This is a genomic window from Acinetobacter sp. ANC_7682 (assembly GCF_056779795.1).
The window spans coordinates 151,236-161,261 of record NZ_JBWYIQ010000002.1 but is presented as its reverse complement, the minus strand read 5'-3'; the positions used below and the strand labels follow the sequence as shown (position 1 = coordinate 161,261).

Sequence of the window (10,026 nt, the reverse complement as noted above, 5' to 3'; positions counted from 1 at the left end):
GAACGTCTTGCAGAACTGCAAGACGTTGAATTTCTTTGTCAGACATAGTGATCAGCATCTATATTTTATATCCAGTCCATGGTGATAAAAATCATCATAAACCAGACATTTTTATTGGTGAGAATATAGACACTTTAAATGGGTTCTAACAGTTCAACTTCGCATAACTACAATTATGTTCAATGGGATTAAAAATATACTCTAATCTTAGAATTTTGTTTTAGATGAGATATAAAAGCCTAACAGCTTAATTTAAAGTTAAAAATTGAATAAATTAAAAATATTGATGGCTTTAGAGCTTGCCTTTCAATGGAAAAATTTGCAGAACCTGTTTTTTCTAATGACTTACTAGAGAAAGCAGAAAGTAGAGATACTTCTGCCCAGCTAGAATTAGCTTAGATTTATCTAGATGGTTATGGTATTGATTCAGATGAAAATCAAGCTGAAAATGGAAATAGAGCAGCAATGTTTTGGTTAGCTGATGGATATGTTACCTACGCTCGATTAATGGAAGATGATGACAAAAATGATTCTTTAGAACATTTTCAAAAAGCTTTTCACTGGTTTTAAAAAGCCTCAGAAAATGGCCGCTCTGAATCAATGGTTGAATTAGCTGATCTATATAGTCGCGCAGATAGCGGAATAGAATTAAATATTAATAAAGCTTTTGAACTACGTAAAAAGGCTGCAAAGCTAGGTAATAAGAAAGCAATACGAAGACTTTCCGTTATGTATCGTGATGGTATAGGTATGCCTAAACATACTGATTTAGCTCAAAGCTAGCGGAATAAGTCTGAAAATTAGTTTTAATATTTCCTAAAATTAACATCATACAGCTTATGCGTAATAAAGTTGCCTTTCCAATTTAAAATCAGTTGTTTAACCATAAAAAAAAAGCCCTTTCATCTCCGATTGGGCTCTTTTGTTGAATCCTCAGCTTTCGGGCTTAATTTCAAATCAGCGCTTCTTCGTTTTATCGAGAATTATTAAATAATCTCTAAATCACTCCGCCGCTTCATTTGTAACTCGAAGCACTTCCTCTAAAGTACTCTTACCTTCAAGCACCTTTCGTAACCCATCATCACGTATCGAACCTGACTGCTGACGAGCATAGTTTTCAACTTCAAACTCTGCAGCATTCCCGTGAATCAGACGGCGCATTCCATCATCAACAGGGACGATTTCATAAATGGCGGTACGACCACTAAAACCTGTATGCGCACAATGTTCACATCCCTCTGGTTGAGGCAGATTGAGTGCAGTACCATCATGGACATTCTTAAAAATTTCTTTTTCAAAATCATCCGCGGCACGCCAACTATGACAATGCGAACACAAAGTACGAACCAATCGTTGCGCAATCACACCAATTAAAGAACTCGATAGAAGGAATGGCTCAATTCCCATGTCTTTTAAACGCGTCACTGCACCAATCGCAGTATTGGTATGCAACGTCGACAATACCAAGTGACCCGTCAAAGATGCTTGCACAGCAATTTCTGCAGTTTCTAAATCTCGGATCTCCCCCACCATCACCACATCTGGATCTTGACGAAGCATCGCTTTCAATGCACGCGCAAATGTCATATCCACTTTAGTGTTAACCTGAGTTTGTCCAATACCTTCAAGTTGATATTCAATTGGATCTTCCGCGGTCAAAATATTCTTAGATCCGTCATTTAAATCCGAGAGTGCAGCATAAAGTGTCGTCGTTTTACCAGAACCTGTCGGCCCGGTAACGAGAATGATACCGTGTGGACGATGTACTAATTGAGTTAATCGCTCGTAATCATCTTTCATCAGACCCAAATGGGTCATATTTAAACGACCTGCTTGCTTGTCTAAAAGACGCATTACTACGCGCTCACCATGTGAAGAGGGTAAAGTCGAAACACGGACATCCACCTCACGACCTGCCAGTCGTAAAGAGATACGACCATCCTGAGGAATTCGCTTTTCAGCAATATCAAGTTTTGCCATTACTTTAATACGTGAAACTAACAATGGGGCAAGTTCACGACGTGGTTGCACGATTTCTCGAAGTTGCCCATCAACACGTAAACGAACCGATAACTTTTTTTCAAAAGCTTCAATATGTATATCTGATGCACTCACTCGAATGGCTTCGGACAATAATGCGTTAATCAATCTAACAATCGGAGCATCATCTTCCTGATCCATTAGATCTTCTGCTTCAGGTACTTGATCAGCTAAACTTAACAAGTCAGGATGATCTTCTAAACCAGCAGCCACTTGCTGAGACTCGCCTGTTTCACCAGCATAACTTGAACTGAGTAACTGACTAAAATCTTGTTCAGTCGCCAATTGATATTGGGCTGTACGCCCCACGTAACGGCGTGCTTCTTGCAAAGCAACCAAAGCAGTATCTTGACGACGGACAATAAAAACTTGATCCCCTTCATAACGCAACAAAACGCCATGCTTTTTTGCAAAACTATACGGTATTTGTATTTGTTTAAGTACTTGCATAAGGGATGATAATCATGATTAAAATTACCTCGAGTGTACTCTAAGCATTTGACAGCGTGAAGACAGTTTTTTAATGAATTTATTTAAGGATATTCCCTATTGTCACTAGATCAGAAACTTGAGCAAAACCCTTCGACTTTAAGATGGTGGGGTGAGCAGCATTTTGAACTCAATCAAGTGCGTGCTTGGCAATTTGGTTCATTGCTCTTTCGACTCACTCGTGGCTTACAAGAATGGCGCATGGAGTACTACCGTCCTCAAATTCAATACGACTACGAACAAAAGTGGCAGGAAATGGATGACCCCCATTTTTCATTTCCTCGTCCAGTGCATGTAGAACGTTACATGTTCAGGGAAACTCACCCTAAAATTCAATTGATACCACGTCTTGCAGATCGATCTGTGGTGATCCGTCCTGTAGACCCAATTTACATTCCAGCTGGTCAACGTGGCACGCTTTATATTAGTACCCCTCTGTGGCTTTCAGGTTATGTCGAAAGTCAAAAGACCCCATTATTCGATATACCGGTCATTATGCCTAAAGATACATGGTTCGGACCTGATCAACGCAGTGGTGAAATGTGTTACGCCACTTCAGTTGATGGTCGAACAGAACTCAAACAACTTCGTCCACGTGCATTTCGTGCAGTCACTCCAATTGACTTTCACAATGTCAGTGGACATCAACTCCGTTTCGATCGAATGAATGTACCTGTTCCTGCCCTGCCTTTGTTTTATAGTGAAAGTACAGAGCGATTATGGACGTCACAAATTAAAGTCATTCACGAAGGGATGGATCGACCAGCACGTATTCGTATTGAAAATCGCACCCCACCATTGGCTGGTGATGTAATTTATGTCAATCCAGCACGTGCCCCAGGTAGTACTTTATTTAACATGTTTGATTCATTCTTCTAAGGGGGGCATATGGCAGATAGTCTTACCGGCACCATTGCTGATAGCCTCAAAAGTATATTTACCAATATCAATACGGATCGCCTAACTGAAATTATTATTGCGATTGTGCTTTGCTTTATTGGATTCCTTTTTGCTCGAGTCGTTTCCAATACTTTTGTGAGAACGATCGGCGCCAAATTTAATGCTCATCAGCGTTTGGTATGGCGGCGCGGTATTTTTTATTTTATTTTCCTCATCTTTGTGATGGCTAGTTTAAAAGAAGCAGGTTTTAAATTAAGTGTATTTCTAGGTGCCGCTGGTATTTTGACCGTAGCGCTGGGTTTTGCATCTCAAACCTCTGCGACGAACTTGATCAGCGGTTTATTCTTGATTGGTGAAGGTTCTTTTGAAATTGGTGACACCATTCAAATTACGTTAATTCGTGGACATACCATCGAAGGTGAAGTGATCTCCATTGATTTACTGTCTGTCAAATTACTGACTCAAGATAATGTCTATGTCCGTTTACCTAATGAGCAATTAATTCGTGCTCCCGTACACAACCTTTCTAAATTCCCGATACGGCGCATTCCTATTACACTTGCAATCAACTTTCATGAAGACATCATTAAAGTACGAGAAGTTTTATTAAAGGTGGCAAACAGCTATCCTTTGGTGTTAGCAGATCCTAAACCTGCTGTGACGGTAACCGCATTCCGTGAATCTTCAATCGAATTGTTATTCGCCATTTGGTGCCAACAGGAAAACTTTTTGAAAGTGCGTGATGAAATGCAAGAACGCATTCGAAATGGTTTTGTTGATCACCATATTGAAATTCCTGTACCTAAAATGGGCTTTGTTGATCGCCCTCCACAACCCTCGTTGACAGATGAGGAAATAGACCAATACGCCAATGATAAGGAAATCAAAAGAGAGCCTAAATTATAATGAATTAAGGTTAATGCTTGATCTCAGGATCAAGCATTAGTCTCTTCTACTCGTTTTTGCTCTGGCGCTGGAGCGATGTACGCAATAATCAACATTAATCCTCCCGCGCCTAAAAATGATAAAACTCGACTTAGAGTGCCGATATGGGATAAATCTAACAACACCAACTTAAAAGTCACGATCGCCAAAATACTTGCACCAAACATCCATACCACTCGATTATGGATGATAGCGGCATATTTCATCACAATGAATGCCATGACCACCCACAATAATGTCAACGCCAATTGCACTGCAGAATCTTGCCAAATGATCCACTGGTTATAAGGTGTAGCAAAATAAAAATGTAAGGCTCTAAGAAGTACATAACTACTTACCCATAGCACAGCGAGTAAGATCAAGAATGCGCCAAGTGTTCGCTCTAGCCCCATTCTGATTTGACTGCGAAGCACCTGAATAAGCACCCACAAACCAGTCAGACTGACGAAATCAATAGGGTTTAAGATTGGGATAAAATATTTCCAAAAGGGTTCTATCACCCAAATTTGTGAGCTGACAATCCAGCACAACAATAAAATGAGGCTAGTCTTAGTTAACCAAAGCTTATTCAAGTCTGTTGTTTTAGAAACACTATAGCCATAAAGTATCAACGGTAAAAGAACAGCTCCCATCATAGGTGACATTGAAACTACACCCACACTGGCACAAGCTAAAGAAGCGAGTCCACCAAAGGCGATCCATTCATTTTCGTACTGAGCATTTGAAATTGGTTTTAACCACAGATAGCTCAGGCCCAAGCAAGCCAAGATAAACAAGCCTTGCTCACCAAATGACTGCCAGACGATGACTCCTTGAGTGTATTGATCGATCAGCATAATAGTTGCGAACACTACAATAGGAATCAGCCCCAACCATTTTGGTAATAACCATGACCATGAGACTACTTGGCGCGGTTGCAACACAAAATTGGCAGCAAAATAAATCGCAGTTGTGAATGCAAGTGTGTAGATTAATCTCATCGGTTCACTAAAACTTTCCACACCTTGATAAAGCAGTAAAAGACTCGCAAAAAAAGAAAAAATAGACAGGAAAATTTTATCTGACAGTGTCAGCTGTTTTTGATAATGCATCACAACATTGGAGACCACAATCGCAAGGATATAACTTAGACCTAGTAACCATGGGATGATATTTGGAATTGATGCTAACTCGATCAAATAGTATAAATACGAAAATAATCCAACTGTTAACAACGCATAACCTAATGTTCGCCCTACCCTTAACTCACGATGCAAACCCCACATTAAAATAAGAAGTCCTTCAATGATCCACCCGATCACACTCCATACTTGTTGGATCAAGATCGGCGGGACAAAACTTAGAAAAATAAAACCTAACATTAAATAATTTTGTTTAATCGCCGTATCAAATTTCGCATGCTGCACAACTTTAAAAATCGCAAAGTGAGTCAATGCAAAACCCAAACACAAGGCAATTTGAACCGATGTTTGATCTAAATACATGAGATGTAAAAATGCATATGCGACCAAGGGACTGACATACATCAATGCGGAGTCAATAATACGCTGACCTAAATGAGCTTGATTTTGATGTGTAGCGAGCTGGTTAAATCTGAAACCCGACCAAATAAATACACTCGCATGTGCAATAACTAGACAGGATAAAACGAATCTCTCTGCAACACCGCCATTCAAAAAGGCATAACCACCACCGATAACAATAATGAGCAGCAACGCTATTTGAGTGAGTATTTTCCATGGATGTAATGTACAAATTACACCTACAACACAATTGACCGCTAGATAATAAGACAGTAATTGAGCTGAGGAAAAATCTGCATGAGGTAATGTGAACGGTGCAATATAAGCAACCAAAACTCCCATCAGGGAAAGCTCCACTGACCGCTGTTTTAAAATCAGCATGACCAACGACAGCATGCTCAAGCTGTAAAGCGTAATCGTATTAATGAGATTTAACAGATTATAGTGATAAGCAAATAGAATACTTAATAACAATCCCGCAAAACCCAGTCCTTGTAAAGCAAGACCAAAGCCGCGGTTTTTTTTCTGTATATGATAACCAAAGGCAACACATATGATCGCGATGACAGCAACAGCCAAAAGTTTGATTGAAAGACTTAAGGTCCAATGTTCAACCATATATCTCAATAATAAGACGACCCCAATCACTAGGACGGTAATCGCAACTTTGAGAACAGGATTCCCATGAAAGATCCATCGTCTGATTTGCATCCCAAAACCCAAATCATGCTGCTGATTTGTCTGGATTCCCTCTGAATCTTGTAAAATACCTGTGGTGCTGGTCTGATCGTCTCGATCTAGTTTTATTAGCTTTTCCTGCAAAGCACCGATTTGAATTAATCGTCCCTCAAGTTGTCGCAACCAGTTTAGAAAAAAATAAATCCAGAGTGTTAAACCTAATCCAACCAACCATGTCCAATCGAACAAGCTGCCAATTAGTGCAAGAAATGACGAAATATATAAGGGCAATCGTGATGTATTCTGCTTCGAATAATGAGTCTGTTGCTCAATGTTGGTAAGCGGTTTTTCAACATGATGGGCATATTGCATAACACTTATGATCAATGCAGCAACACATAAAAACGTAATGATCGGCAACGCTAGAACCCAAGCACTGATCGCTACTATGATGAGTAGCATCAACCAAATCATTTTTATTTCACTATGTTGCTTCAGCATACACATCATTCCTTTTTAACTAGATTGATGATACCTCAGCAAGAATTGGAATTTTGCGTTTTTCATCGCATATTCTGTACACTTGATTGCAAATCTTGTATCAGCGCAACTGCTGAAAATCACGTACAATAAAAAAGTTAATTGGATTAGGAACGTTTCAATGCCACCATTTGTCTTGGTCGATGGGTCATATTTTTTATTTCGTGCTTATCACGCACTACCACCGCTAACGACGTCAACAGGTTTACAAACCAACGCAATTCGCGGAGCTATTTCTGCTATCCAAAAATTAATGCGCCGTGTTCAACCTACACACATGGCTGTCATTTTTGACACACCTGAACCAACTTTCCGTCATCAACTTTCCCCAATATATAAAGGGGATCGACCGAGCATGCCTGACGAACTCGCTCAACAAATTCCATATTTACATAATTTAATACGCGCTTTAGGTATCCCACTCCATGCCATTCCAGGCGCGGAAGCCGATGATATCATCGGTACGCTGGCAAAACGTGCAGAAAAAGAAGGCTATCAAGTCTTGATTTCCACAGGCGATAAAGACATGGCTCAATTGGTCACGGACAAAGTGACACTTGAAGACAGTTTTAAAGACAAGCCCATGGATGTGAATGGCGTTTTTGAAAAGTTTGGTGTTTGGCCGAACCAAATTATTGATTATTTAACCCTCATGGGAGATGCCTCTGACGGCATCATGGGCGTTCCTGGTATCGGGGCAAAGACTGCGGCTAAACTGCTGAATGAATATGGTTCAATAGGCGGAATTCTTGAAAATGTCGATAAAATTAAAGGCAAAGTAGGCCAAAATATTAAAGACAATGCAGATGGTATTGCGCTAGATCATCAGCTAGCAAGTATTGTTTGTGACTTAGACATGAATCTGACCTACGATGATCTTAAACTCCGAGATCCAAATGTTGCAGAGTTACGTCAGCTTTACACCGAACTTGAGTTTAGAAATCAACTTCAGTCTCTAGATCATCCCAACAATCCAAATAGTGCTGCGTATAAACAATCAAGTCAAGTTATCGCAAAACCGAGTACTGCAACATCGAAAATCGAAGACCAAGCGGTTCAAACTAGTGTAGATGATCAGCTTGGCGAGGCAACTTACCATACCGTTTTAACACCAGCGGATTGGGAAAAACTCTTTCAAAGATTGACTACTGAGAAACGCTTTGCTTTCGATACTGAAACCACAAGTTTAGATTATCGTGTTGCAGAGATGGTAGGCTTCTCTGTGGCATTTGATGCCCAAGATGCATATTACGTTCCGCTTGCTCACGACTATGAAGGTGCTCCAGAGCAATTGGATCGCGACGCTATTCTTGCGCAAATCAAACCAATTTTAGAAAACGCTGAGATTGAGAAGATTGGTCATCATTTAAAATATGATGCTCATATTCTCGAAAATCATGGAATTCATTTACAAGGCTGGTACTTTGACACCATGCTTGCCTCGTACGTGCTCAATGCTGTGGCGACGCGCCATGGTATGGATGACGTTGCGCGCGTTTATCTTAGCCACTTAACCACCACTTACGAACAAGTGGCTGGCAAAGGTGCTAAACAAAAAACCTTTAATCAAATTGAAATCGAAACAGCAGCGCATTATGCCGCTGAAGATGCCCATGTAACCTATCGTTTGTATGAGGTATTGGAGCGTAAGCTTAAAGAAATCCCAGAGCTTCTCAATATTCTTCATCAAATCGAAATGCCGACAGCTGCAGTTCTGACGACGATGGAAGAAAATGGAATTCAGCTCGATTTGAGTTTCCTCGATCAATTGGGTCAAGAATTTTCTAATACAATTCTAGAGTTAGAAAATCAGATTATCGAAATCGCGGGTCAACCCTTCAATGTCAGCTCACCTAAGCAGGTGGGTGATATTCTTTTTGATAAGTTAGGTTTAAAAGGTGGTAAGAAAACTTCAACAGGTCAATACAGTACCAGCGAAAGCATTCTTGAGAAAATTGATCACCCGATCGCTGCACTTATTTTAGAATATCGTGGCTTGTCTAAGTTAAAAAGTACCTATACTGATGGTTTAATTAAACAAGCCAATAATGAAAGTCATCGTGTTCATACCAGCTACCATCAAGCTTTAACCGCAACTGGACGATTATCTTCTACTGATCCTAATCTTCAGAATATTCCAATTCGTGAAGAGATCGGTCGTCAAATCCGAAAAGCTTTTGTTGCACCTGAAGGTCGGGTTTTACTTGCTGCCGATTACTCACAAATTGAACTACGTCTTATGGCACATTTTTCACAAGATGAGGCTTTAGTTGACGCGTTTAATCACGGCCAAGATGTTCATCGCCGTACTGCAGCAGAAGTATTAAATATTGCTTTGGATGATGTAACCAATGATCAACGTCGCCAAGCCAAGGCAGTCAACTTTGGATTACTTTATGGCATGTCTGAGTTTGGTTTAACACGTCAGTTGGGATTCACACGCGAAGAATCTCAAAATTACATTAAACAATATTTCCATCGCTATCCTGGCATTTATGAATATATGCAACGCACACGACAAGTCGCATTAGAACAAGGCTTTGTTGAAACCATTACAGGGCGACGCTTATACACCCCAGATATCGATGCGCGCAATATGATGATTCGAAAGGCAGCTGAACGCGCTGCAATTAATGCGCCTCTTCAAGGTTCTGCTGCGGAGATTATAAAAATGGCAATGATCGAAGTAGATAAAATTTTACCTAAAGCTCAGGCCAAATTATTATTGCAAGTTCACGATGAATTAGTGTTTGAGGTAGATGAAGCGATTGCTGACGAGATCGCTATTAAAATCGCAGATGCAATGCAAGGTGTTGTTCAACTCTCTGTGCCACTTGTTGTTGAAGTCGGCAAAGGGAAAAACTGGGGCGAAGCGCACTAATTTCTAAGATTCTTAAATTGTAAAAAAGGA

General features: G+C 40.1%; 5 protein-coding genes and 1 pseudogene. 4 read left to right on the top strand and 2 right to left on the bottom strand.

Annotation, left to right across the window (positions count from 1 at the left end; translation table 11 throughout):
• Positions 1–309 precede the first annotated feature (309 nt).
• Positions 310–783: pseudogene (locus AC1M9D_RS01605) on the top strand (tetratricopeptide repeat protein).
• A 219-nt stretch (positions 784–1,002) separates the two neighbouring features.
• Here the strand turns inward: AC1M9D_RS01605 and gspE are convergent.
• Positions 1,003–2,490 carry a type II secretion system ATPase GspE gene (gspE, locus tag AC1M9D_RS01600; RefSeq protein WP_035268540.1) on the bottom strand — a complete coding sequence of 496 codons (1,488 nt, stop codon included), beginning with the start codon at positions 2,488–2,490 and terminating at the stop codon, positions 1,003–1,005.
• A 99-nt stretch (positions 2,491–2,589) separates the two neighbouring features.
• Here gspE and AC1M9D_RS01595 point away from each other — a divergent pair, with 99 nt between their 5' ends.
• Both AC1M9D_RS01595 and AC1M9D_RS01590 read left to right on the top strand, forming a co-directional pair.
• The gene (locus tag AC1M9D_RS01595; RefSeq protein ID WP_092768367.1) at positions 2,590–3,408 is read left to right on the top strand and encodes a hypothetical protein; all 819 of its coding nucleotides are present in this window, start codon (positions 2,590–2,592) and stop codon (positions 3,406–3,408) included.
• A gap of 9 nt (positions 3,409–3,417) precedes the next feature.
• Positions 3,418–4,335 carry a mechanosensitive ion channel family protein gene (locus tag AC1M9D_RS01590; protein ID WP_180028502.1) on the top strand — a complete coding sequence of 306 codons (918 nt, stop codon included), beginning with the start codon at positions 3,418–3,420 and terminating at the stop codon, positions 4,333–4,335.
• Between the two features lie 29 nt (positions 4,336–4,364).
• On the opposite strand, the gene AC1M9D_RS01585 is transcribed toward AC1M9D_RS01590, so the two are convergent.
• Positions 4,365–7,076 carry a DUF2339 domain-containing protein gene (locus tag AC1M9D_RS01585; protein ID WP_481611362.1) on the bottom strand — a complete coding sequence of 904 codons (2,712 nt, stop codon included), beginning with the start codon at positions 7,074–7,076 and terminating at the stop codon, positions 4,365–4,367.
• 160 nt (positions 7,077–7,236) lie between these two features.
• On the opposite strand from AC1M9D_RS01585, the gene polA reads away from it, so the two are divergent.
• Positions 7,237–9,996 (top strand): DNA polymerase I, encoded by a 2,760-nt coding sequence (polA, locus tag AC1M9D_RS01580; RefSeq protein WP_481611361.1) that lies wholly within the window; start codon positions 7,237–7,239, stop codon positions 9,994–9,996.
• Positions 9,997–10,026 lie beyond the last annotated feature (30 nt).